The sequence below is a fragment of the Pseudomonas sp. PDM05 genome (genome assembly GCF_014851685.1).
GTDB lineage: Bacteria > Pseudomonadota > Gammaproteobacteria > Pseudomonadales > Pseudomonadaceae > Aquipseudomonas.
In genome coordinates this window covers 35,985-59,628 of the sequence record NZ_JACVAC010000015.1, presented here as the reverse complement: position 1 = coordinate 59,628, position 23,644 = coordinate 35,985, and the positions used below count along the sequence as shown (strand labels likewise).

Here is a 23,644-nt window from a genome sequence, read left to right as displayed (position 1 = left end):
TAAACGGGTGCGCTGGACCGGGTAGGTGGCGCACGAACATAGCGGCGGGGTAGTGCCGCTATGTAAAAACAGGCAAGGATTATTCCTGTTTTACAGAAATACGCCAGTGACATTGGTCTAAAGAGGGTGGACCTTGAAAAAGACAGCTCTAAAGGCGTTAAATGGCTGCCCCAATTACCGTTGGTTTTTTGGCCTAAAATGCCCGAAATTACTGCTCCTCTTGATAGCATTTCACATCTGGATTCGACCGATTCCGAGGCGTTTTTTCCGATTCGTGAAGTGTCGAGATTGACAGGCATCAATCCAGTGACGCTGCGTGCATGGGAGCGGCGTTATGGCCTTATACAGCCGACGCGCACCGAAAGCGGGCACCGGCTCTACTCCAAGGCCGATATTGAGACGGTCAATCGTATTCTTGATTGGATCGAGCGCGGCGTGGCCGTAAGCAAGGTCGGCAAGATCCTGGCGCGCGACGACCAGCAGGCGCAAGCCGTGCGTGCCGAGCACGACACGCCTGAGGGCGCCGAGTGGGCTCAATGGCAGGCGCGGTTGAGGCTGGCCGTGAGTGCTTTCGATGATCGCCAGTTGGAGCATGTGTACGGCCAGATTTTTGCGACCTACCCCCAGAGCATCGTGTTCCAGGACATCCTGATGCCCCTGTGGAACGAGCTGCTGCGCCATCAAGGCCGATTCGGCCAGGCCAGTGAGTGGCTGTTCTTCGACGCGTTCCTGCGGGTACAGGCGTTGGCGCGTCTGCATGTGGCGTGCGCCTCGTCGGCCCCCCGGGTGCTGTTGGCGGCCATGCCCGGCGAATGCCGCAAGTTGGAATTGCTGGTGGCCGGGCTGTTGATGACGCGCGACGACCTGGCGGTGAAGGTGCTGGGCATGGGCCAGCCATTTGATGAGCTGACACTGGTCTGTGAAAAGACCCGTCCCCAGGCCCTGATCGTCTATTCCAACCGTTCCCACGGTTATGACCTGCCGGGGCGCCTGAACCGCCTGGCGCTGACCCTGGATTGCCCGTTGTTCCTGGCGGGGGTCGCGTCGGACCTGGCCGAGAAGGACCTGGCCGGTTCTTCCATCGGCTGCCTGGGCAATGAAGGACGCCTGATGCAGCGTCGCTTGCAGCAGTTTCTCAGTGGGCAGCTGGATACCTGAGATCAGGCGTGTACGTGCGGGTGGACCAGGCGGTGTTGATGCAGGATGAATTGGCGCAGGCGCTCGATCTCATCCGCATCGCTCTGGCTCAGGCGGTAGGCGAACAAACCGCGTGCGGTTACCCGTTCCAAGGTGCCGCGTAGCGCAATGCGTTCGTAACCGGAAGGGCTGAACCACAGCGCAAAGGTCTTGGGCGCCTTGACCCGGCCGCGGATCTCGACCAGCACACCCTTGAATGACACTTCGTGCACCCACAGCGCGCCCGGCGTGCCTTTGATGTTCTCCAGTGCCACCGGTGCCTCGAGGGCCAGGCGCCACGGACGGATCATCGGCCCGTCTTCGAAAATGCTCGGCACCCCCAGACGCAGATGCACCGCATGAAACTCATCCTCCACCAGATGCAGGGGGAAGGTGAGTTGCTGGTTGTCGAACTGTGCCTGGATGGTGACGTGATCGTGAGCGGCCAGGCGTGTGAGCAAATCGCGGATCTGCGCGCCGCCGTTGACGGTCAGGCTCGATGAAGCATCCCGCAGGTTTAGCTGGGGGGTGTGCTGCATGTTCTGAATGAAATCCAGTTCATCCTGGGTCAGAAGTGCGTCGCGTCGCATCGATCATTGCTCAATGAGGGGGTACTAAAATGCCATTATCCGCTCTACAGACCGCATTATCTAAATTTTGTTAGATCCGCTCGTCATCTTTAGCGCGGCCAGCTCGGCCTTGACCTGGGCCAGTTCGGCTTCCAACTGGGCGACGCGCTGCTGGGCCTTGACCTGCAAGGTCACATCTTTTTGCACACCGACAAAATAAGTCTGCTTGTCGGCCTCGTTGTACACCGTCGACAACGACAATTCGTTCCAGAAGTGACTGCCGTCCTGACGATAGTTGCGCAGGATTTCCCGGCACGAACCGCCACAGTCCAACGCCTCGCGAATCGCCATCAGCGCCGGCTGGTCGCGGTCACCTGACTGCAGGAAGCGACAATCCTGGTACAGGATGTCATCCAGGTGGTAGCCGGTCAGCTTCTCGAATGCCGGGTTGACGTAAATTATCGGCTTGTCCTTGCCTTCGCGCTCGGCGACGACAATCCCGTCGTTGGAAGCGTTGACAACCATTTGCATCAGCTTGGCGTTGATCATTGAGCGGTCCATGGCTTGTTTTGGGAGCTTTGAGTTTATGGCAACGGTTGAATGTTTCACCGGGCCCGCTGAAATATTTGTGACAACTGCTAATATCCCAGCCTTTCACTCAACTACAGGATCAGATTGATGAAAGTCGCCATCCTTTCCGGCTCGGTCTACGGCACGGCTGAAGAAGTCGCCCGCCACGCCGCCGGTATCCTCAGCGCAGCCGGTTTTGAAGCCTGGTACAACCCGCGCGCCACCCTGGCGGACGTACAGGCTTTCGCGCCCGAAGCGTTTCTGGCGGTGACGTCCACCACCGGCATGGGTGAGCTGCCCGACAACCTGCAACCCCTGTATTCGGCCCTGCGTGACCAACTGCCCGCCACCTTGCGCGGTCTGCCCGGTGCGGTGATCGGCCTGGGCGACGCCAGCTACGGCGACACCTTCTGCGGCGGCGGCGAGCAAATGCGTGAACTGTTCGGCGAACTGGGCGTGCGCGAAGTGCTGCCGATGTTGCGCCTGGACGCCAGCGAAAGCGTCACCCCCGAGGCCGACGCCGAGCCCTGGTTGGCCGAGCTGGTCACTGCACTGCGCGGCTGACCGGATACTCGCGCAACAACGCCAGCCAGGCCTGGGCGGCTCTCGACAGATAGGCGCCCTCACGCCAGATGAATGCAATGTCCCAGCGCAGGAAGTCCGGCGCCTTGAGCGTCAGGCGCACCACGCCCGGTCGCACCAGCCCACGGGCGACCACGCTGGGCAGCAGCACCACGCCTTGACCGGCCGCGACCAAGGCCACGAGAAAATCCGCCTGGCCACTGCGGCCGATTTCCTTCGGGGTAAAACCCACTTGCTTGCACGCCTGCATCAGCCGGTCGTTCAGCACAAAACTGCGCTGGTACATCAGGAATGGCGTGTCCGCCAATTCCTCCAGGCGCACCTGGGCGTTTTCCGCCAGCGGGTGATCCATCGGCAGCAGAGCGTCCAAAGGCTCGTCGCAAAAGGCTTGCCAGGCGAAGGCCGGGTCGTTGGGCATCAGGCTGCCACCGACATCCAGCTCACCGTTGAGGATCGCCTGTTCGATAGTGCGGCTGCCGCCCTCCAGCAACTGGATAGTGACGTTGGGGTAACGCTTGCGATACTCGGCAAACAGCCCGGCGAACAACGTATCCCCCGCCAGCAGCGGCAAGCCCAGGCGCAGCTCGCCGCGGGCCAGTTGCTGCATGTCGTCCAGCTCACTGAGCAACTCGCTTTGCAGGCGCAACATCGCCTCGGCGCGCTGCAATACCACCGCGCCGGTGGCGGTCAGGCGCACGTGCGAGCCGGTGCGCTCAAGCAACGGAGTGCCAAGGCTGTGCTCCAATTGCGCCACCTGTTTGCTCACGGCGGATTGGCTGATGTGCAAGGTTTTACCGGCTTGGGTAAAACCGCCCCGGTGGATGACTTCGACAAAGCTGCGCAGCTGTTTGAATTCCATGCTCTCAATTCCAGTTTGGAATAGTTGACAGTCTAACAATTCGCTGTGGGTATGGGGTTGGCCTCTTTAAAATGGGCGCTTGCGAGGACCCAAAGCCCATGAAACGTTTCACCCGTTTGTCTATTGAATTGGTTGTGCTGTTGGCCATCTACTTTCTCGGCTGCCAACTGGCCGTTTGGTTCGCCTGGCCTATCCCTGGTGGTGTCGTCGGCCTGGGCCTGCTCCTGGCCACGTTCGCCAGCGGCCTGGTCAAGCCCGCCGCCCTGCAATTGGGCGCTGGCGTGTTGATGGCCGAGATGCTGCTGTTCTTTATTCCGGCCTTGATGAGTTTGCTGGACTACGGCGGCCTGCTGCGCAACGAGGGCTGGCGCATCCTGCTGGTGATCGGCGTGAGCACCTTGGCGGTGATGTTGGTGACGGCGTTCACCGTTGAGATCGTCTGCCGCTGGAGGCTGCGCCATGAAGCTTGAACTGATGCCGGTGTTCTGGCTCGCCCTGACCCTGGGCGCGTACATCTTCAGCCGCTGGATCTACCGGCGCACCGGGCGCTATCTGTTGTCGCCGCTGATTCTGGTGCCGGTGCTCTTGCTGGCGGTGGCGATGCCGATGCACACCGCCTACGCCGAATACGCCGCCGACACCCACTGGCTGATGCTGGTGCTGGGGCCGGTCACCGTGGCATTCGCCGTGCCGATCTGGCAACAGCGCCGCCTGTTGGCGCGGCACTGGTCGGCGTTGCTGCTGGGAATGGTCGCCGGCAGCGTGGCCTCCATCGGCACTTCGTTCGGCCTGGCCAAAGCGCTGGCGCTGGACAGCGCGGTGACAATGTCCCTGGTGCCGCGCTCCATCACCACACCGTTTGCCATGCCGGTGTCGTCCGACTTGGGCGGCGTGCCGGAACTCACCGCCGTGTTCGTGATGTTCACCGGCGTATTCGGTGCCATGCTCGGTGGCGTGTTGCTCAAGTGGCTGCCGCTGCGCACGCCCTTGGCGCGTGGCGCATTGTTTGGCGTGGGGGCCCATGGCGCCGGGGTCAGCCGGGCACATGAAGTGGGCGGTGAAGAAGGCTCGGTCGCCGGTTTGGTGATGGTATTGACCGGGTTGCTCAACCTGTTTGCCGCGCCTTTATTGGCGGCGCTTCTCTGACGCCATTTGCGCAGGTTTCAACTATTCTCAAAGCTGACTCGTACGGTCATCAAGCTGGCTGCCAAGGCAACTACGACGACTGGGACGTCTGACTAGACTGGCCCATCACTCAAAAAAACAATAAGAAAGTGCGCCAAGGAGGTCATCACCGTGAGCTTAGCCCCGGTTCTATCGCCACAAAATGTCCAAGGCCAGGTCAGCGCTGCCGAATGGCAGACCCGTGTCGACCTGGCAGCCTGCTATCGCCTGGTGGCGTTGCACGGTTGGGATGACCTGATCTTTACCCACATCTCGGCCAAGGTGCCGGGCACCGATGACTTCCTGATCAACCCGTATGGGCTGATGTTCCACGAGATCACCGCGTCGAGCCTGGTCAAGGTCGACCAGGCCGGCAACAAGCTGATGGACAGCCCCTACGAGATCAACCCGGCGGGCTACACCATCCACAGCGCGATCCACGAAGTCCGCCACGACGTCACCTGCGTGCTGCACACCCACACCGCGTCCGGTGTCGCAGTGGCGGCGCAGAAGCAGGGCGTGCTGCCGATCAGCCAGCAATCGATCTTCGTGCTGTCGAGCCTGGCCTACCACGCCTACGAAGGCGTGGCGCTGAACCATGAAGAGAAGGCCCGCCTGCAGGCCGACCTCGGTGATAACAATTTCCTGATGTTGCACAACCACGGCCTGCTCACCTGCGCCGCCAGCATTGCCGACACCTTCCTGATGATGTTCACCTTCCAGCGGGCCTGCGACATCCAGGTGCTGGCGCAGAACGGTGGGGCCGAGTTGATCCCTATCGGCCCGCAGATTCTTGCCGGGGCCAAGGCGATGGTGGCGGCCGTGACCAAGAGTGCACAAGGCATGGGGGGCGCGCTGGCCTGGCCGGCGTTGCTGCGTAAGTTGGACAGCCTCGACCCTGGGTATAAAACCTGATGCCACTCGCCGAGATCCCGCTCACTGCCTGGCACAAGCGCGGCCAGAGCTTCGTCTTCCGTGGCCATACCATCCGTTATTGGGTGGCGGGGCAGGGCGAACCGCTGCTGCTGATCCACGGCTTCCCCACCGCCAGCTGGGACTGGCACTACCTGTGGCAACCCCTTGCCCAGCGCAACCTGGTGATCGCCTGCGACATGCTCGGCTTTGGCGAATCGGACAAACCCCTCGACCATGAGTACTGCCTCTTGGAGCAGGCGGATTTGCAGCAAGCCTTGCTGGAGCATTTGGGTGTGGACCAGCCGGTGCACGTGCTGGCCCATGACTACGGCGACAGCGTCGCCCAGGAACTGCTCGCGCGGCATTACGAAGCGCGTTTCCAGATGGCCAGTTGCGTGTTTCTCAACGGCGGCTTGTTCCCCGAAACCCACCGGCTGGCGCTGGTGCAGAAACTCCTGCTCAGCCCCCTGGGCTGGATGATCGGTCGCGCGTTTGGGCGCAGCGCGTTGTCCGACAGCTTCGGCCAGATTTTCGGTCCGCATACGCGCCCCAGCGAAAGTGCCCTGGATGATTTCTGGCAGTTGATCAACTGCAACGATGGCACGCGGGTGCTGCATAAACTGATCGCCTACGTGCCCCAGCGCCGTCGCCTGCGCGAGCGATGGCTGGAAGCGATGCAGCGTGACGAGGTGCCCCTGCGGGTGATCGACGGCGAGGTTGATCCGATTTCCGGTGCCCATATGGTGGCGCGTTATCAGCAGTTGATACCCCATGCCGATACGGTGCTGCTGGCCAATATCGGCCACTACCCGCAGATCGAGGCGCCGGTGCAGGTGCTCAAGCATTACCTGGCGTTTCGTGAGCGGATCGCCGGCCCGATGTCCTATCTGGCTTATTCCTGAAGGCACACAGTTCAACATCTGTGGGAGCGGGCTTGTGTGGGAGCGGGCTTGCTCGCGAAAGCGGTGGATCGGCGAAATAGGTGTCGACTGAAACACCGCCTTCGCGAGCAAGCCCGCTCCCACACAAGCTGACGTCCACGGCGCCCCGGCCATCATCCCCCAGCCTTATCGCGCACCATTCAGCCCTGGCCGACTTTATTGTGACCAGAGGCCGGGTGCCTGACACTCATGCCATTCCCATTGTCGCCAGCGGAGTTCGGTATGAGTGAGTCAGTGCAGTTCCAGGATAAGGTCGTGATCGTCACCGGAGCCGGCGGCGGGTTGGGCCGGGCCCATGCGCTGCTGTTCGCCCGCCACGGGGCCAAGGTGCTGGTCAACGACCTGGGCGGCTCGACCCAGGGCGAAGGTGCCAACGCCTCGGCGGCCGACCGCGTGGTCGCCGAAATCCGCGCCGCTGGCGGTATTGCCGAAGCCAACCACGACTCTGTCACCGACGGTGACAAGATCGTGCAGCACGCGCTGGAGGTGTTTGGCCGCATCGATGTGGTGGTCAACAACGCCGGCATCCTGCGCGACAAGACCTTCCACAAAATGGACGACAGCGACTGGGACCTGGTTTACCGGGTGCATGTCGAAGGCGCCTACAAAGTCACCCGCGCTGCCTGGCCGCATATGCGTGAGCAAGGGTATGGACGGGTGATCTTCACCGCGTCCACCTCGGGCATCTACGGCAACTTCGGCCAGTCCAACTACGGCATGGCCAAGCTCGGCCTGTATGGCTTGACCCGCACCCTGGCGCTGGAAGGGCGCAAGAACAACATCCTGGTCAACGCCATCGCGCCCACCGGCGGCACACGCATGACCGAAGGCCTGATTCCGCCGCAGGTGTTCGAGCGGCTCAAGCCGGAGTTGGTCAGCCCGCTGGTGGTGTACCTGGGCAGTGCCGCGTGCGAGGAAACGGCCGGCCTGTTTGAAGTGGGCGGCGGCTGGATCGGCAAGACCCGCTGGGAGCGCAGCCTTGGCGTGGGGTTCGATCCTGAAGCCGGTTTTTCCCCGGATGACGTCGCCGCGCACTGGCAGCAGATCTGCGACTTCGAGGGCGCCGCCCACCCCAAGGACAATATCGAGGCGCTGAAGGAGATGATGGCCAACTTGCAGAAGTACAGCCTCTGATCATTGCTCGTACGGCAGTGAATCGTGCGGGGCGCCAAGGGCGCCCCGTTTTATTGCGCGCATAAAAAAGGCCGCTGCATAGGCAGCGGCCGAAGTAAGACGTTGGATCAAGGAGCTACAAATCCACGTCAGTGAACACCGGTAACAGATTGATAAAAGGCATCAATCCCATTGAATCTGGCTTTTCTCCCGGTAGCGGGAGCGGGCGTTGTGCCCTGCAAGCCCGGTAAGAATAGTCGGTTGTAACAGAATGAGTAATAGCGCTTCAGGACAAGGACTGTTACCGATACCGCAACAGTTGCCGGGGCGCTATCCATTGGCCTGATAAGCCGCCATCCATTCGATCCATACCTGCCTCCAAACCCGCGGCCTGGGCGGCCGCTAATCCTTTCGAGCGACAACACGAATCCCTCCTTGGTGCGCTTATCGCTCCTGTTGCGCGGCAGTAGGGTGGGGCCTTCTGTCACTCACCGGGGAAGACGCATGACAAAAACAACAATGCGCGCCATCTTCACGCCACAGGCGCTGGCCGCTGCGGTTGCACTGGGTTGCTGTGCGCAGGCGCAGGCTGTTTCGTTCAACATTGGCGAGATCGAAGGGCAATTCGACTCCTCGCTGTCGGTCGGCGCGAGCTGGGGCATGCGCGATGCCGATAAGAAACTGGTGGGCACCGTCAATGGCGGCACCGGGCAGGCATCTACCGGCGATGACGGACGGCTGAACTTCAAGAAGGGCGAAACCTTCTCCAAGATCTTCAAGGGCCTGCATGACCTGGAACTCAAGTACGGTGACAGCGGCATGTTTGTGCGCGGCAAGTACTGGTACGACTTCGAGTTGCAGGACGAAGACCGCGAATTCAAACAGATCAGCAACCACCACCGCGATGAAGGCGCGCGCTCGTCCGGCTACGAGCTGCTCGATGCCTTCGTCTATCACAACTATTCGATTGGCGATCAGCCGGGCAACGTGCGCCTGGGCAAGCAGGTGGTCAGCTGGGGCGAAAGCACCTTCATCGGCAACTCCATCAACAGCATCAACCCCATCGACGTTTCCGCCTTCCGTCGCCCTGGCGCGGAGATCAAGGAAGGGCTGATCCCGGTGAACATGCTGTTCGCCTCCCAGAGCCTGACCAACCAGCTGACGGTGGAAGGCTTCTACCAGTTGAACTGGCAGAACACCGTGCTGGATAACTGCGGTACGTTTTTTGGTGGCGACGTTGCGGCCCATGGCTGTAATGGCAACTACACCGTGGGCAACCCGGCGATTGCGCCGTTGCAGCCGGTGGCCGCAGCCTTCGGGCAGGGTTTTGAAGTGACGCGCGAGGGCGTGATCGTGCAGCGCGCACGGGACCGGGATGCGCGTGATGGCGGCCAGTTCGGTGCGGCCCTGCGCTGGCTGGGGGATGACACCGAGTACGGCCTGTATTTCATGAACTATCACAGCCGTACCCCGACCGTCGGCACCATCACCAACAACACCACGCTGGCCCGGCTCGGCGCCATCGCTGGCGCCGCCAACGGTATCGCGCCCGGCACTGGCTCGGGCCTGGTCCAGAGCCTGATGCTCGGCCGTGGCCAGTACTACCTCGACTACCCCGAGGACATCCGTCTGTTCGGCGCCAGTTTCTCCACCACCTTGCCGACCGGCACGGCGTGGACCGGCGAAATCAGCTACCGCCCGAATGCCCCGGTGCAACTCAACACCACCGACCTGACCCTGGCCCTGATCAACCCGGTGGCCGGCCAGGCGGCCTCACCGATCCGCAGCAACTTCGGCGACGACAACAAAGGCTACCGCCGCAAGGAAATCACCCAGATCCAAAGCACCATGACCCAGTTCTTCGACCAGGTGCTGGGCGCCGAACGCCTGACCCTGGTGGGCGAGGCGGCCTTCGTGCACGTCGCCGGGCTGGAAGACAAATCCAAGCTGCGTTACGGCCGTGACTCGGTCTACGGCGCCTACGGTTTCCAGGGCGACACCGACGGTTTTGTCACGGCCAACTCCTGGGGCTACCGCGCCCGGGCGATCCTTGACTACAACAACGCGCTGTTCGGGGTGAACCTCAAGCCCAACCTGTCGTGGTCCCACGACGTCGCCGGCTACGGCCCCAACGGCCTGTTCAACAAAGGCGCCAAGGCCATCAGCGTCGGCGTGGATGCGGACTACCGCAGCACCTACACCGCCAGCCTGAGCTACACCGACTTTTTTGGTGGCGACTACAACACCCTCACCGACCGTGACTTCCTCGCCCTCAGCTTTGGCGTGAACTTCTGATCTGGCTTAAAGAAGGACAAGAATCCATGCGTAAGACACTTGCTGTATTGGCTCTGAGTTTGCTGGCTGCCAATGTCATGGCTGCCGTATCGCCGCAGGAAGCCGACAAACTCGGCACCAGCCTGACCCCGATCGGCGCCGAAAAAGCCGGCAACGCCGACGGCTCGATCCCGGCCTGGACCGGCGGCATCCCGAAAAACGCCGGCGCGGTGGACAGCAAAGGCTTCCTCGCCGACCCGTTCTCCAGTGAAAAACCGCTGTTCGTGATCACCGCGGCCACCGTCGACAAGTACAAGGACAAACTCTCCGAAGGCCAGGTGGCGATGTTCAAGCGCTACCCCGAGACCTACAAGATCCCGGTGTACCCGAGCCACCGCACGGTCAACCTGCCGCCGGAGATCTACGAGTCGATCAAGCGCAGCGCGCTCAACGTCAAGCCAATCAACGACGGCAACGGCCTGGAGAACTTCACCGGCAACCGCTACTACGCGTTCCCGATTCCCAAGAACGGCGTGGAAGTGCTGTGGAACCACATCACCCGCTACCACGGCGGCAACCTGCGCCGCATCATCACCCAGGCCACACCGCAGACCAATGGCAGCTACACGCCGATCCGCTTCGAAGAAGAGGTGGCGGTGCCGCAACTGATCCCCGACATGGACCCGGCCAAGGCCGCCAACGTGCTGACCTTCTTCAAGCAGTCGGTGACCGCGCCGGCACGCCTGGCGGGCAACGTGCTGCTGGTGCACGAAACCCTCGACCAGGTGAAAGAGCCGCGCCTGGCGTGGATCTACAACGCCGGCCAACGCCGCGTACGCCGTGCCCCGCAAGTGGCGTATGACGGGCCGGGCACCGCGTCCGACGGCCTGCGCACCTCCGACAACTTCGACATGTTCTCCGGTGCGCCCGACCGCTACGACTGGAAGCTGGTGGGCAAGAAGGAGATGTACATCCCCTATAACAGCTACAAGCTGGACCAGCCGACACTCAAGTACGACGACATCATCAAGGCCGGCCACATCAACCAGGACCTGACCCGCTACGAACTGCACCGGGTGTGGGAAGTGGTCGGCACGGTCAAGCCCAGCGAGCGGCACATCTACGCCAAGCGCCACATGTACATCGACGAAGACAGCTGGCAGGTGGCGCTGGTGGATCACTATGACGGTCGTGGCCAACTGTGGCGTGTCGCCGAAGGGCATGCGCAGTTCTACTACAACCACCAGACCCCGGCCTACACCGTGGAAACCCTGTACGACATCATCGCCGGGCGCTACATCGCCCTGGGCATGAAGAACGAGGAGAAGAGCAGCTTCGTATTCGGCTTCAACGCCAAGGCCGCGGACTACACCCCCGCTGCGCTGCGAGCCGAAGGCGTACGCTGACTTCAGAGGTGAAATGCAATCCAACTGTGGGAGCAGGCTTGTGTGGGAGCGGGCTTGCTCGCGAATGCAGTGTGTCAGTCAAAGATGCTTCGACTGATCCACCGCCTTCGCGAGCAAGCCCGCTCCCACACAAGCCCTGCTCCCACATTCGTTTGTGTACACCTTGGGTTTTATGGCCACCAATCACCCCGCTGAATACTTCTTCAACAACCGCCAACCACAGGACTAGGGTACGCATCAGGTTGCATAACAATAAAAAAGCAGGATGCAGCAATGACCGCCATGACACGCTGCCTGGACCGTCCTGGATTCATGCCCCGGCTGTCCGCCCACCATCTGCTGCGCCCGCGCCTGGCCGAGCCTTTGCTGGCGGCGCAGGCACGGGTCAGGTTGCTCTGCGCCCCCGGTGGCAGTGGCAAGAGCGCCTTGCTCGCCGAGTGCGCGTTGCAGGCACCGGCCGCTTGCCAGGTGTATTGGCTGCCGCTCAATGGCGTCACCCTCAGCCCGCTGGAGTTGTGCCAGCGCCTGGCCCTGAACCTGGGCCTGCCGTTTACCGATGAAGCCACGTTGCTGCTCGACCTTGGTCGCTGGCAGGCCCCGGCGTGGCTGTTTCTCGATGATTTCTGCCGCCAGCCTGCGCCCGCACTGGACGCACTGCTCGACCGCCTGCTCAGCGCCGCCAGCCCGGCGTTGACCTGGTGGCTGGGCGCTCGCCGCCGGCCCCTCTGCAACTGGCCGCGCCTGTTGCTCGATGACGAACTGCTGGAATGCAGCGGCAGCGAACTGGCCTTCAGCGCTGCAGACATCCAGGCGCTGGCGCCGGGGCACGAGGTCGACCGCATCCTGCAGTTCAGCGGCGGCTGGTGCGCGGGCGTGCGGATCGCCCTGCTCGGCGACGGGCACCCGGACAAAACCCTGCTCGACTACCTGCAACACGAACTGTTCAGCAGCTTGCCGCCGGAACTGGCCGAGGCCTGGCGCGTGCTTGCCCATCTGCCGCGTTTCAACCCCGGCTTGTGCGAGCACCTGTTCGGCGCCGGCGACGGCGATCAGTACCTGCGCGACTTGCAGGCCCTCGGCGCCTTTATCCAGCCGTGGGAAGATGCCGCCGACTGGCTGCAGGTGTTCCCGCCGCTCGCGCAACTGCTGCGCGACGAGCCCTGGCCGGCCAAGCGCTCCTGGCATCGGCGTGCCTGCCAATGGTTCACCGCCGAGGGGGATTGGCAGGCGGCGTTCGAGCAGGCGTTGCTGGCGGAGGAATATGAGATCGCGGTCAGCCTGTTGCAGCACTTCAGTTTCGAGGACCTGTTCCGCCAGCAAAACGCCGTGCTGCTGTTGCGCCTGCACGAGCAGCATGGCGATGAGCTGATGCTCGGCTCGGCGCAACTGGTGGGGTTGGTCACGGCGGCCTTGTTGTTCGCCGGGCGCTTCGAACAGGCGGCGTTGTGCATCGATCAACTGGCGCGTTTCGCGCCGCAACCCAGCGCGGCGCAACAGTGCTATCTGCTGGCGCGCTGGCAGGCGCAATGGGGCTGGTTGCTGCATTTGCGTGGGGATGCCGAGCGTTCCCGCGAACATTTTCTTGAAGCGCTGCAAGCTTTGCCCGACAGCGCCTGGACCTCGCGCCTGATGTGCTTGTCGGGGCTGACCCAGCAAGCCTTGCTGCGCGGCGAACTGGAAGTGGCGCAAGCCTTGAGCCGCGAAGCGTTGTGCCTGGCCCGTGCCCACGGGTCATTGGTGTTGGAGGCGTTGCTGGAGTTGGACCACGCTCAATTGCTGGAACAGCGCGGCGCACCGTACCGGGCGCAGAGCCTGTTGGAAAATGTCCAGGCGATGTTGCTCAAGCAGCGTCTCAAGGCCGGGCCGCTGGTCGGGCGCATCGCCTTGCGCCGTGGGCACCTGGCCTTGCGCCAAGGCCAGGATGCGCTGGCCGCCGAGTGTTTCGATGCCGGCTTGAATATGTGCCTGCACAGCCAGGACAAGCGCGTGCTCTATGGTTTTCTCGGCCTGGCGTTGCTGGCGGCCAACCGTGGCGATTACGCCCAGGCCTTTGTGCAACTGCGCGAGGCCGAGCGGCTGATGCAGCAGCGTCAGGTGCCGGATTCGGTGTATCGCGCGGTGTTGCTGTTGGTCAGTGGGCACTTCTGGTTGCAACAGGGCCGTGCCGAGTTGACGCTGGAAGCGGTGCGGCGGGTGCTGCGTCACTTCCGCGGGCCACAGGCCAAGCAGGCTCCGCCGGCGACGTTGGAGTTGATACCGCGCCTGGAATACCTGCTGGTGCTGGCCGAAGTGAAACTGGGCTGTGCCGAGCAACCGTTGGAGCGCTTGCACGCCTTGCTGGCGACTATCCAGCAACGCGGCATGTTGTGCCTGGAAACCGAACTGCACCTGGTGCTCGGCGAGGTGGCCTGGCAACTCGGCGACTCGACCCTGGCGCGGCGTTCGTTGCAGGCCGGGTTGGAGCTGGCCGCACGTTGCCAGGTGCAGCAGGCCATTCGTGAGCTGCGTTTGCGCTCGCCCGGGTTGTTGAGTGAGGTGGGGCTTGAAGCGCAGGTGTCGCCCGCCGGTGCGGCGGACAATCCCCTGAGCCAGCGCGAACTGGAAGTGCTGCAATTAATCGCCCTGGGCAGCTCCAACCTGGAAATCGCCGACCGTTTGTTTATTTCCCTGCACACGGTCAAGACCCATGCACGGCGCATCCACAGCAAGCTTGGCGTGGAGCGGCGCACGCAAGCGGTGGCCAAGGCGAAGACGTTGGGCCTGATGGTCTAGGCGCTGAACGCCTGGCGGTATTCGCCGGGCGTGGCGCCCATGGCCTGGCGGAAGCGGTGGGTGAAGTGGCTGGCGCTGGAAAAACCGCACATCAGGGCGATCTCACCCAGGGGCAGGGTGCTGCTGCGCAGCAGTGCCTGGGCGCGGGTCAGGCGCCGCGCCAGCAGGTATTGGTGCGGCGGCAGGCCGAAGCTTTGGCGGAACATCCGCGCGAAGTGGTATTCCGACAGCGCGCACAGCCCGGCGAGTTGCCCGAGGCTGATGGGGTCTTCCAGGTGCTGATCGATGTAGTCCACCAATAGCCTGCGCTGGTACGCCGCCAGCCCGCCTTTCAAGCGCAACCCATCGCGTGCGCCGACCTGGCTGAGCAGGGTGTGGCTGAGCATTTCGTGGGCCAGGCTGCTGGTCAGCAGGCGTTCGGCCGGTTCGTGCCAGTTAAGGGCGATCAACTGGTGGAAGCGCCGGGCCTGGCTGGCATCTTCCAGGAAGGTGCTTTCGCGCAGTTGCAACGCGCGCGGTTCGCGGTCGAGCAGGGTGACGCAGCCGAGGGCAAATTGCTCCGGGCTGAAATACACGTGGGCCAGGCGGATCTCGCCGTTGATCACCCAGGCCGACTGATGCTCGGCCGGCAGGATGCACAGCTTGTCGGGCCCGCCCTTGGTGCCCGGCTGATCGCGGCGAAACGTGCCGGTGCCGCCACCGACGTAGCAGGACAAGGTGTGATGGCTCGGCGCCTGATAATCCTGGGAATCGTGATGGTTGCTCCACAAGGCCGCAGACAAGCCGTCACCGAGCTCGGCGCAGGCTTCGAGGCGTGCGTTGGGCGAGCGGTTAAGGGCTTGGAAGACTTGCAGGGATTGCAGATCAGGCATGGCGAGCACTCTGTGGACGCCTTGCATCCTACTCTGCGCTGATGACGCTGTGATCCCACCGCCCGACAAAAGCGCAAGAATCTGCAAGCGGTTTGTTCGGGGCGGGGGCGACACTGGGGCTCAATCGATGGAGCCTGTCATGAACCTTTTCCTGTACTTACTCACCGTGCTGATCTGGGGCACCACCTGGATCGCCCTTAAATGGCAGCTGGGCGTGGTGGCGATCCCGGTGTCCATCGTCTATCGCTTCGGTCTCGCGGCGCTGGTGCTGTTTGCGTTGTTGCTGCTCAGCCGCCGGTTGCAGGTGATGAACCGGCGCGGGCATCTGATCTGCCTGGCCCAGGGCTTGTGCCTGTTCTGCGTGAACTTCATGTGCTTCCTGACGGCCAGCCAGTGGATTCCCAGCGGGCTGGTGGCCGTGGTGTTTTCCACGGCGACCTTGTGGAACGCGCTGAACGCCCGGGTGTTTTTCGGCCAACGCGTGGCGCGCAATGTGTTGATGGGCGGCGGCCTGGGTCTGCTGGGGTTGGGCTTTCTGTTCTGGCCGGAGCTGGTCGGGCACACCGCCAGCCCGCAGACCCTGCTTGGCCTGGGCTTGGCGCTGCTCGGGACGATGTGTTTCTCGGCGGGCAACATGCTGTCGAGCCTGCAACAGAAAGCCGGGCTCAAGCCGCTGACCACCAATGCCTGGGGCATGGCCTATGGTTCGGCGATGTTGGCGACCTATTGCGCGGTGCGCGGGATTGCGTTCGAGATGGACTGGAGCGCGCGGTATATCGGCGCATTGTGGTACCTGGTGATCCCGGGCTCGGTGATCGGGTTTACCGCGTACCTGACCCTGGTCGGACGCATGGGGCCGGAGCGGGCGGCGTACTGCACGGTGCTGTTCCCGGTGGTGGCGTTGAATGTGTCGGCGTTTGCCGAGGGCTATCAATGGACCGGGGCGGCGCTGGTGGGGTTGGTGCTGGTGATGTTGGGGAATGTGTTGGTGTTCAGAAAACCCAAGCCCGTTACCCCCATCCTCAAGGCGCAGCAAATCTAATGTGGGGGCTTGTGTGGGAGCGGGCTTGCTCGCGAAGGCGGTGGGTCAGTCAACGGATTTAGCGACTGACACTCCGCCTTGGCGAGCAAGCCCGCTCCCACATTTGACCGAGTTGACCGGGTTATTTGAGACCGAGGCGCTTGGCCATGCGCCCCAGGTTGGCGCGGTCCAACCCCAGCTCACGGGCCGCACTGGCCCAATTGTGATCGTGACGCTCCAGGCAGGCGCTGATGATCTGGCGTTGAAAGTGCTCGGTGGCCTGGCGCAGGTCGCCCGTGACCATGGGGATCGCGTCGTCTGGGGCTTCGATGGCCGGCGCGCTGACGTCAGGCAAGTCCAGGTCCTGGGCGCTCAGGCTGAGAATCTTCGGCCGCTCGCGGCAGTTGCCCAGGGCTTTGAGCGCGCTGCGGCCGATCAAGTGTTCCAACTCTCGCACATTGCCCGGCCAGTTATAGGCCAGCAGCGCCGCCTGGGCATCGCTGCTCAGGCGCAGGCTGCCCAGGCCCATGCGCGAGCGGTTCTGCTCCAGGAAGAAACCCGCCAGCAGCAACACATCGCGCCCGCGCTCGCGCAGGGCCGGGACTTGCAGCGGGTACACGCTGAGGCGGTGGTAGAAGTCGGCGCGGTAGCGGCCGTTGCGCACTTCTTCGGCGAGGTCGCGGTTGGTGGCGGCGATCAGGCGCACGTCGACCTGATGTTCCTTGTCCGAGCCCAGTCGCTGCAACTGGCCGCTTTGCAGCACGCGCAGCAGTTTGGCCTGCACGCTCAGGGACAGTTCGCCGACTTCATCGAGGAACAGCGTGCCGCCATTGGCCAGTTCGAACTTGCCGCGTCGCTCATTCAGCGCGCCGGTAAAGGCGCCGCGCACATGGCCGAACAGCTCGCTTTCCACCAGGGTTTCCGGCAGGGCGGCGCAGTTGAGGCTGATCAGCGGTTTGTCGGCACGGGCTGACGCGGCGTGGATCGCCTGGGCCACCAACTCCTTGCCCACCCCGGTTTCGCCGGTGATCAGAACGGTGAGGTCGCTGCCGCCCACCAGCTTGATCTCTTCCACCAGGCGCTTGTGGGGTTTGCTCTGGCCGATCATTTCCTTGTGCTGCTGGCCGCTGGCCTCGCGATAGATTTCGGCGCGCAGGGTCAGGCGTTCGATACGTTCGGCGACGTTGACGGTCGCGGCCGCGAGGCTGGCGAAGGCTTGCAGGGCGTCGAGTTCGACCCGTTCGAAACGCTCGGTGTCGAGGGCGTCCAGGGTCAGCAGGCCCCATGGCCTGTCGTCGACAAACAGCGGGCAGCCCATGCAGTCGTGGACTTCCAGCTGCCCGTGTATGCCAGCGACGAGACCGTCGTAGGGGTCGGGCAATTCGCTGTCGCTGTCAAAGCGCGTGGGGCCGGGGCTGGCGAGCAATACGGCGAAGCGCGGGTGTTCGCTGACCTTGAAGCGCCGCCCGAGGGTATCGGGGCTCAAGCCATCCACCGCCAGTGGTACCAGCCATTCACCGTCCAGGCGCAACAACGCGGCGGCATCACACGGCAGCAGGGCACGCATGGCTTGCAACAGGCGGCGGTAGCGCTCGCCTTCGGGCAGTTCACGGGACAGGTCGGCGACCAGGGGCAGCAGGGTGGTGAGCAGCGATTGTGCAGTCATAATGACTCCTTGTAGTCCTTATGACTATAAGGTGTAGGAAGTCATACTGACTACATATTATTCAAGACATTGAAATATAAGGATTTATAAGTTGGCACGAATACTGAGTAGGTAAAGGCAATCAGTAAAAAGACCCAGGAGTCTGCCATGCTTAGTGCCCAAGACCGTGCCATCGTCAAATCCACTGTGCCCCTGCTGGAAAGCGGTGGCGAAGCGCTGATCACCCATTTCTACCGCATGATGCTCTCCGAGTACCCTGAGGTGCGCCCGCTGTTCAACCAGGCTCACCAAGCCAGTGGCGACCAGCCGCGCGCCCTGGCCAACGGCGTGCTGATGTATGCGCGGCACATTGACCAGTTGGACCAACTGGGTGACCTGGTGGCGAAGATCATCAACAAGCACGTGGCCTTGCAGATCCTGCCGGAGCATTACCCGATCGTGGGGGCCTGCCTGCTGCGGGCGATTTCCGAAGTGCTGGGCAGCGAGATCGCCACCCCTGAAGTGATGAATGCCTGGGGCGCGGCCTACGGCCAACTGGCGGATATTCTGATCGGTGCCGAAAGCGCCATCTACGCTGAAAAGGCCCAGGCCCCAGGCGGTTGGCGCGGTGCGCGGGCGTTCACGCTGGTCAAGCGTGTGGAAGAAAGCGCCGAGATCACGTCCTTCTACTTTGCACCTGTGGATAACGGCCCGATCCTCGCGGCTGCGCCCGGCCAGTACATCGGCATGAAGCTGGTGCTGGACGGCGAAGAAGTGCGCCGCAACTATTCCCTGTCGGCCCTGAGCGATGCCGGCCAGTACCGCATCAGCGTCAAGCGCGAAGCCGGTGGGCGGGTGTCCAACTACCTGCATGATCAACTGCAGGTTGGCGCGACCATCGATCTGTTCCCGCCGGCGGGCGAGTTCACCTTGGCGGCCAGTGATAAACCGCTGGTGCTGATCAGCGGCGGGGTGGGTATCACACCGACCCTGCCAATGCTCGAAGCCGCGCTGGCGACCGAGCGCCCGGTGCACTTTATCCACTGCGCGCGCAATGGCGGGGTGCATGCGTTCCGCGATTGGGTGGATGCCCTGGCGGCCAAGCACCCGCAACTCAAGCGCTTCTATTGCTACGCCGAGGATGACGGGGTGAGCCCGGCGGCAGACAAGGTGGGCTTGTTGAGCCAGGCGCAACTGGCGGCGTGGTTGCCCGAGCAGCGTGATGTGGATGCGTATTTCCTCGGGCCCAAGGGCTTCATGGCGGCGGTCAAGCGTCACCTCAAGGCGTTGGGGGTTCCAGAGCAACAAAGCCGGTATGAGTTCTTCGGTCCGGCTGCGGCATTGGAGTAACACGCTGTCCGAATTGTGGGAGCGGGCAAGCCTGCTCCCACATGGGGTCGCTATTGCGACTGATTAATCTCCTGTTAACCCCTTTCTGTTTAAACCTCTCTCTGTGTGTAAACTTGCGGCCATTGGCATGACCAGACAAAGGGAAACAGAGATGAGTGACGAATTGCGTTTAGGCAGGGAGCGGCGCTTTCTGGTGTTGCTGGGCATCATCTGCCTGGCGCTGATCGGTGGTGCACTTTATATGCAGGTCGTGCTGGGCGAGGCGCCGTGCCCGCTGTGCATCCTGCAACGCTATGCGCTGCTGCTGATTGCGGTCTTCGCCTTCCTCGGCGCGGCCATGCGCCGCAAAGGCGCGGTGACACTGTTCGAAGGCCTGGTGGTGCTCAGCGCCCTCGGCGGCGTGGCAGCAGCCGGCCATCATGTGTACACCCAGTTCTTCCCCCAGGTCAGTTGCGGCATCGATGTGCTGCAACCGATCGTCGACGACCTGCCCCTGGCCAAGGTGTTCCCCCTGGGCTTCCAGGTCGACGGTTTCTGCAGCACGCCGTATCCGCCGATACTGGGCCTGTCCCTGGCGCAATGGGCGCTGGTGGCGTTCGTGCTGACGGTGATCCTGGTGCCGCTGGGTATTTACCGTAACCGCCAACGCCGCACCTGAGTGTTGACTGAAACGCCCCGGTCCTCCTTGAGGGAAGTCCGGGGCGTTTTTGTTTGTAGGGTTTTGTGAACAGAGCGTGACACGGGACAATTCCGGGTGCGCGCAGCGTGCGACATGTTGTCACACGGAAGCTGCCGCAGGACATTTCCGACTCGCTCATTGTCTCGTTAAATTTGCCTAAAACGCGCAAATTGTGCTGTCAGTTCGTGGTTTGGACGAGGCGGCGCAGCTCACGCCGCCCGTGCCTTTGAGTGATGTCCGAATGCCTTGTTTTCTGGGGGGTTGGGTACGTTTAGCGTGCCCTTACACTGGGTAAGGGCTGTGACGTTTTGTGCAATAACACGGCAATTTTTGTGGTTTTTGTTGAGAATCGAACACGATAAGATCGCGAACCTTTGCGGTTTTGGTGAAGGATTGTTGCTGTAATCGATAAAAATTATTTCTTTATAAGACATGGTTTATACATCGCTAGCTAACTACAATCGCCCGCACTGAATGTCCGGTGCTGTTCAATATTTGAGCACTGGAGCGGTCGAGGGGCAGATGGATGGCTCTGTGCGACCCCAAGGTTCCGGCAGCCTTTCAACTATCCGCACCAAATGGAATTGGTCTGTAACAAGGCCTTTAACCACGAAATCGAATAAGAACTCACCGCAGGTCCGCGAAACGCGCCGTTAAATGGCGTGATGGGCAGGCTCTTATTCAATCGAAGAGAAATGCCAACCCTTGGCAGGGTGAAGTGTTGGCGATCAAAACCCAACTGCATTGCGCAAGCTGCTTTAGAGGTCGTGAGATGAGTAAAAACAGGTACCCCCGATTACTAGGCTTTTTGCCGCTGCTTGGCATGATGTTAATGCTGGGAGGCTGCAAGTGGACCTTGCTCGACCCGAAAGGACAGGTCGGCCTGGATGAACGAAACCTGATCATCACCGCCACCCTGCTGATGCTGCTGGTCGTGGTCCCTGTGATCATCATGACCTTCGCGTTCGCCTGGAAATATCGCGCGTCGAACACCAGCGCGACCTACGCGCCGAAGTGGTCGCACTCCACCAAGATCGAAATCGCGGTGTGGCTGGTCCCGATCCTCATCATCATTGCCCTGGGTTATGTGACCTACAAGTCCACCCACGCTCTGGACCCGTACCGTCCGCTGGAATCCGACGTCAAGCCGATCAACATCGAAGTCGTCGCGCTGGACTGGAAGTGGCTGTTCATCTACCCAGACCTGGGTATCGCCACTGTTAACCAGATCCGCTTCCCGGAACACACTCCGCTGAACTTCAAGATCACCTCCGACGCCGTGATGAACTCGTTCTTCATCCCAGCCCTGGGCGGCCAGATCTACGCGATGGCAGGCATGCAGACCAAGCTGCACCTGATCGCCAACCAGAAAGCTGAAATGGAAGGCATCTCCGCCAACTACAGCGGCGCTGGCTTCACCGGCATGAAATTCAAAGCGATCTCGACAAGCCAGGAAGAATTCGACGCCTGGGTAGCCGAAGTCAAGGCCGCACCTAAACAGCTTGATCAAGCTGAATACGACGCCCTGGCCAAACCAAGCCAGAACAACCCAGTCGCCCTGTACTCCACGTACGAGCCGAACCTGTTTCAGAAAATCGTCGACAAGTACGAAGGTATGAAGCCAGGCAAGCCGGTCAAGCACGAGAAGAAAGAAGTGGCCGCGGTTGAAGGTTCTGACACGGGCTCGCATTCAACTGCTGGGGCAGAGGAGTAAACGATGTTTGGTAAATTAAGTTGGGATGCGATCCCGTTCCACGAGCCGATTGTGATGATTACCATCGCCATGATCGCGCTGGGTGGTCTGGCGCTGTTCGCGGCAATCACTTATTTCAAGAAGTGGACCTACCTGTGGACCGAGTGGCTGACTTCGGTTGACCACAAGAAAATCGGCGTCATGTACATCATCGTGGCCATGGTCATGCTGCTGCGTGGTTTTGCCGACGCCATCATGATGCGTACCCAGTTGGCCATGGCCACCGAGGGTTCGCCTGGCTACCTGCCACCTGAACACTATGACCAGATCTTCACCGCCCACGGTGTGATCATGATCATCTTCATGGCGATGCCATTCTTCACCGGCCTGATGAACCTTGCAGTGCCGCTGCAGATCGGCGCGCGTGACGTTGCCTACCCGTTCCTGAACTCCCTGAGCTTCTGGCTGCTGGTTTCCGGCGTGGTGCTGATCAACGTATCCCTGGGCGTCGGCGAATTCGCCAAGACCGGTTGGGTTGCGTATCCGCCGCTGTCGGGCATTCAGTACAGCCCTGGCGTGGGTGTGGACTACTACATCTGGGCCCTACAGTTATCAGGACTCGGGACGACGCTGACGGGGGTCAACTTCCTGGCCACCGTGCTGAAAATGCGCGCCCCTGGCATGAAACTGATGGACATGCCGATCTTCACCTGGACCTGCACCTGGGCCAACGTCCTGATCGTGGCTTCGTTCCCGATCCTGGCCGCCACCATGGCGCTGCTGTCGCTTGACCGTTACCTGGATTTCCACATTTTCACCAATGAACTTGGTGGCAATCCAATGATGTACGTGAACCTGTTCTGGGCATGGGGTCACCCTGAGGTGTACATCCTGATCCTGCCAGCGTTCGGTATCTTCTCCGAAGTGATCTCGACCTTTACCGGCAAGCGCCTGTTCGGTCACCACTCGATGGTTTACGCATCGGGCGCAATCTCTGTACTGGGCTTCATGGTTTGGCTGCACCACTTCTTCACCATGGGTTCGGGGGCCAGCGTCAACGCCTTCTTCGGCCTGGCGACGATGCTGATTTCCATCCCGACGGGGGTGAAGCTATTCAACTGGCTGTTCACCATCTACCACGGTCGTCTGCGCATGACCAGCCAGGTCCTGTGGACCCTGGGCTTCATGGTGACCTTCGCCATCGGCGGCATGACTGGCGTACTGCTGGCCATCCCGGGTGCTGACTTCGTCCTGCACAACAGCCTGTTCGTGATCGCGCACTTCCATAACGTGATCATCGGTGGTGCGGTATTCGGTTACATCGCTGGCTTCAGCTTCTACTTCCCGAAAGCGTTCGGCTTCAAGCTGCACGAAGGCTGGGGCAAGGCTGCATTCTGGTTCTGGATCTCGGGCTTCTTCGTCGCGTTCATGCCGCTCTACGCGCTGGGCTTCATGGGCATGACCCGTCGTCTGAACGCCACTACCAACCCTGAGTGGGTGCCGTACCTGTACGTCGCCATGTTCGGTGCGGTGATGATCGCTGTGGGCATCGCCTGCCAGCTGATCCAGCTGTACGTGAGTATCCGTGATCGCAAGCAGAACATGTGCGAGTCCGGCGACCCATGGAATGGCCACACCCTGGAATGGTCGACTTCGTCGCCACCACCGTTCTACAACTTCGCCGTGATCCCGACTGCGAACACCATTGATGCGTTCACCGAAGCCAAGGAAGACGGTACTGCGTACCAGAAACCGGCCAAATATGAACCGATCCACATGCCAAGCAACACCGCCACTGGCGTGGTGATGGGGGCGCTGTTGACCGTGTTCGGTTTCGCGATGATCTGGCACATCTGGTGGCTGGCAATCGTGAGCCTGGTTGGCACTATCGGTTACTTCATCGTTCACGCAGCCCGTGACGATCAAGGCTACATGGTGCCGGTCGAAGAGATCGAACGCATCGAAGCCGAGCAGCACGCTCGCCTGGTAGCCGAGAAGAAGATCCCGGCCAACCGTGTTGAAACCTCGTTGGAACAGGCTTAA

20 protein-coding genes are annotated in these 23,644 nt (G+C 61.8%); 15 read left to right on the top strand and 5 right to left on the bottom strand.

What is annotated here, in order from left to right:
- Positions 1 to 198 precede the first annotated feature (198 nt).
- On the top strand, positions 199 to 1,158 hold the full coding sequence (locus IB241_RS23545; protein WP_192300599.1) for a MerR family transcriptional regulator: 960 nt from the start codon (positions 199 to 201) through the stop codon (positions 1,156 to 1,158).
- Between the two features lie 2 nt (positions 1,159 to 1,160).
- On the opposite strand, the gene IB241_RS23540 is transcribed toward IB241_RS23545, so the two are convergent.
- Both IB241_RS23540 and IB241_RS23535 read right to left on the bottom strand, forming a co-directional pair.
- Entirely contained in the window at positions 1,161 to 1,766 is a 606-nt protein-coding gene (locus IB241_RS23540; protein ID WP_192300598.1) for a hypothetical protein, read from the bottom strand.
- Positions 1,767 to 1,826: 60 nt separating this feature from the next.
- Positions 1,827 to 2,294, bottom strand: a complete 468-nt coding sequence (locus tag IB241_RS23535) for a PAS domain-containing protein (RefSeq protein WP_192300597.1) — start codon at positions 2,292 to 2,294, stop codon at positions 1,827 to 1,829.
- Positions 2,295 to 2,423: 129 nt separating this feature from the next.
- Between IB241_RS23535 and IB241_RS23530 the strand changes: the two genes are divergently transcribed.
- Entirely contained in the window at positions 2,424 to 2,879 is a 456-nt protein-coding gene (locus IB241_RS23530; RefSeq protein WP_192300596.1) for a flavodoxin, read from the top strand.
- On the opposite strand, the gene IB241_RS23525 is transcribed toward IB241_RS23530, so the two are convergent.
- Positions 2,860 to 3,756, bottom strand: a complete 897-nt coding sequence (locus tag IB241_RS23525; RefSeq protein ID WP_192300595.1) for a LysR family transcriptional regulator — start codon at positions 3,754 to 3,756, stop codon at positions 2,860 to 2,862. The genes IB241_RS23530 and IB241_RS23525 overlap by 20 nt on opposite strands.
- 98 nt (positions 3,757 to 3,854) lie before the next feature.
- On the opposite strand from IB241_RS23525, the gene IB241_RS23520 reads away from it, so the two are divergent.
- From IB241_RS23520 to IB241_RS23485, 8 genes are all read left to right on the top strand, one after another.
- On the top strand, positions 3,855 to 4,226 hold the full coding sequence (locus IB241_RS23520) for a CidA/LrgA family protein (protein WP_192300594.1): 372 nt from the start codon (positions 3,855 to 3,857) through the stop codon (positions 4,224 to 4,226).
- Complete coding sequence (locus IB241_RS23515; RefSeq protein ID WP_192300593.1) at positions 4,216 to 4,902, top strand: LrgB family protein; 687 nt, start codon at positions 4,216 to 4,218, stop codon at positions 4,900 to 4,902. The genes IB241_RS23520 and IB241_RS23515 overlap by 11 nt, the downstream gene beginning before the upstream one ends.
- A 150-nt stretch (positions 4,903 to 5,052) precedes the next feature.
- On the top strand, positions 5,053 to 5,835 hold the full coding sequence (locus tag IB241_RS23510) for a class II aldolase/adducin family protein (protein ID WP_192300592.1): 783 nt from the start codon (positions 5,053 to 5,055) through the stop codon (positions 5,833 to 5,835).
- Positions 5,835 to 6,737, top strand: a complete 903-nt coding sequence (locus IB241_RS23505; protein WP_192300591.1) for an alpha/beta fold hydrolase — start codon at positions 5,835 to 5,837, stop codon at positions 6,735 to 6,737. Before IB241_RS23510 ends, IB241_RS23505 begins: the two co-directional genes overlap by 1 nt.
- Positions 6,738 to 6,998: 261 nt before the next feature.
- Entirely contained in the window at positions 6,999 to 7,910 is a 912-nt protein-coding gene (locus IB241_RS23500; protein ID WP_192300590.1) for an SDR family oxidoreductase, read from the top strand.
- A gap of 483 nt (positions 7,911 to 8,393) precedes the next feature.
- A complete protein-coding gene (locus IB241_RS23495; protein ID WP_192300589.1) occupies positions 8,394 to 10,184 on the top strand; it encodes a DUF1302 domain-containing protein in 1,791 nt (596 codons plus the stop codon).
- 26 nt (positions 10,185 to 10,210) lie between these two features.
- On the top strand, positions 10,211 to 11,569 hold the full coding sequence (locus IB241_RS23490) for a DUF1329 domain-containing protein (protein WP_192300588.1): 1,359 nt from the start codon (positions 10,211 to 10,213) through the stop codon (positions 11,567 to 11,569).
- 273 nt (positions 11,570 to 11,842) lie between these two features.
- Positions 11,843 to 14,341, top strand: a complete 2,499-nt coding sequence (locus IB241_RS23485; RefSeq protein WP_192300587.1) for a LuxR C-terminal-related transcriptional regulator — start codon at positions 11,843 to 11,845, stop codon at positions 14,339 to 14,341.
- On the opposite strand, the gene IB241_RS23480 is transcribed toward IB241_RS23485, so the two are convergent.
- A complete protein-coding gene (locus IB241_RS23480; protein WP_192300586.1) occupies positions 14,338 to 15,213 on the bottom strand; it encodes a helix-turn-helix domain-containing protein in 876 nt (291 codons plus the stop codon). The genes IB241_RS23485 and IB241_RS23480 overlap by 4 nt on opposite strands.
- Before the next feature lie 139 nt (positions 15,214 to 15,352).
- Between IB241_RS23480 and IB241_RS23475 the strand changes: the two genes are divergently transcribed.
- Positions 15,353 to 16,255, top strand: coding sequence for a DMT family transporter (locus IB241_RS23475; protein ID WP_192300585.1), 903 nt, complete (start codon positions 15,353 to 15,355; stop codon positions 16,253 to 16,255).
- A gap of 121 nt (positions 16,256 to 16,376) precedes the next feature.
- On the opposite strand, the gene norR is transcribed toward IB241_RS23475, so the two are convergent.
- The gene (norR, locus tag IB241_RS23470; RefSeq protein WP_192300584.1) at positions 16,377 to 17,900 is read right to left on the bottom strand and encodes a nitric oxide reductase transcriptional regulator NorR; all 1,524 of its coding nucleotides are present in this window, start codon (positions 17,898 to 17,900) and stop codon (positions 16,377 to 16,379) included.
- A gap of 147 nt (positions 17,901 to 18,047) precedes the next feature.
- Between norR and hmpA the strand changes: the two genes are divergently transcribed.
- From hmpA to cyoB, 4 genes are all read left to right on the top strand, one after another.
- A complete protein-coding gene (hmpA, locus tag IB241_RS23465) occupies positions 18,048 to 19,229 on the top strand; it encodes an NO-inducible flavohemoprotein (RefSeq protein ID WP_192300583.1) in 1,182 nt (393 codons plus the stop codon).
- A gap of 151 nt (positions 19,230 to 19,380) precedes the next feature.
- Positions 19,381 to 19,887: a disulfide bond formation protein B gene (locus tag IB241_RS23460; protein ID WP_192300582.1), complete on the top strand. Its 507-nt coding sequence runs from the start codon at positions 19,381 to 19,383 to the stop codon at positions 19,885 to 19,887.
- A gap of 793 nt (positions 19,888 to 20,680) precedes the next feature.
- Positions 20,681 to 21,622 carry a ubiquinol oxidase subunit II gene (gene cyoA / locus IB241_RS23455; RefSeq protein WP_192300581.1) on the top strand — a complete coding sequence of 314 codons (942 nt, stop codon included), beginning with the start codon at positions 20,681 to 20,683 and terminating at the stop codon, positions 21,620 to 21,622.
- A 3-nt stretch (positions 21,623 to 21,625) separates the two neighbouring features.
- Positions 21,626 to 23,644, top strand: coding sequence for a cytochrome o ubiquinol oxidase subunit I (gene cyoB, locus IB241_RS23450; RefSeq protein WP_192300580.1), 2,019 nt, complete (start codon positions 21,626 to 21,628; stop codon positions 23,642 to 23,644).

Excerpts from the sequence above, each read along its gene's own strand:
- IB241_RS23545 (WP_192300599.1), top strand. The coding sequence starts at position 199 with ATGCCCGAAATTACTGCTCCTCTTGATAGCATTTCACATCTGGATTCG.
- IB241_RS23540 (WP_192300598.1), bottom strand. The coding sequence starts at position 1,766 with ATGCGACGCGACGCACTTCTGACCCAGGATGAACTGGATTTCATTCAG.
- IB241_RS23535 (WP_192300597.1), bottom strand. The coding sequence starts at position 2,294 with ATGATCAACGCCAAGCTGATGCAAATGGTTGTCAACGCTTCCAACGAC.
- IB241_RS23530 (WP_192300596.1), top strand. The coding sequence starts at position 2,424 with ATGAAAGTCGCCATCCTTTCCGGCTCGGTCTACGGCACGGCTGAAGAA.
- IB241_RS23525 (WP_192300595.1), bottom strand. The coding sequence starts at position 3,756 with ATGGAATTCAAACAGCTGCGCAGCTTTGTCGAAGTCATCCACCGGGGC.
- IB241_RS23520 (WP_192300594.1), top strand. The coding sequence starts at position 3,855 with ATGAAACGTTTCACCCGTTTGTCTATTGAATTGGTTGTGCTGTTGGCC.
- IB241_RS23515 (WP_192300593.1), top strand. The coding sequence starts at position 4,216 with ATGAAGCTTGAACTGATGCCGGTGTTCTGGCTCGCCCTGACCCTGGGC.
- IB241_RS23505 (WP_192300591.1), top strand. The coding sequence starts at position 5,835 with ATGCCACTCGCCGAGATCCCGCTCACTGCCTGGCACAAGCGCGGCCAG.
- IB241_RS23500 (WP_192300590.1), top strand. The coding sequence starts at position 6,999 with ATGAGTGAGTCAGTGCAGTTCCAGGATAAGGTCGTGATCGTCACCGGA.
- IB241_RS23495 (WP_192300589.1), top strand. The coding sequence starts at position 8,394 with ATGACAAAAACAACAATGCGCGCCATCTTCACGCCACAGGCGCTGGCC.
- IB241_RS23490 (WP_192300588.1), top strand. The coding sequence starts at position 10,211 with ATGCGTAAGACACTTGCTGTATTGGCTCTGAGTTTGCTGGCTGCCAAT.
- IB241_RS23485 (WP_192300587.1), top strand. The coding sequence starts at position 11,843 with ATGACCGCCATGACACGCTGCCTGGACCGTCCTGGATTCATGCCCCGG.
- IB241_RS23480 (WP_192300586.1), bottom strand. The coding sequence starts at position 15,213 with ATGCCTGATCTGCAATCCCTGCAAGTCTTCCAAGCCCTTAACCGCTCG.
- IB241_RS23475 (WP_192300585.1), top strand. The coding sequence starts at position 15,353 with ATGAACCTTTTCCTGTACTTACTCACCGTGCTGATCTGGGGCACCACC.
- norR (WP_192300584.1), bottom strand. The coding sequence starts at position 17,900 with ATGACTGCACAATCGCTGCTCACCACCCTGCTGCCCCTGGTCGCCGAC.
- hmpA (WP_192300583.1), top strand. The coding sequence starts at position 18,048 with ATGCTTAGTGCCCAAGACCGTGCCATCGTCAAATCCACTGTGCCCCTG.
- IB241_RS23460 (WP_192300582.1), top strand. The coding sequence starts at position 19,381 with ATGAGTGACGAATTGCGTTTAGGCAGGGAGCGGCGCTTTCTGGTGTTG.
- cyoA (WP_192300581.1), top strand. The coding sequence starts at position 20,681 with ATGAGTAAAAACAGGTACCCCCGATTACTAGGCTTTTTGCCGCTGCTT.
- cyoB (WP_192300580.1), top strand. The coding sequence starts at position 21,626 with ATGTTTGGTAAATTAAGTTGGGATGCGATCCCGTTCCACGAGCCGATT.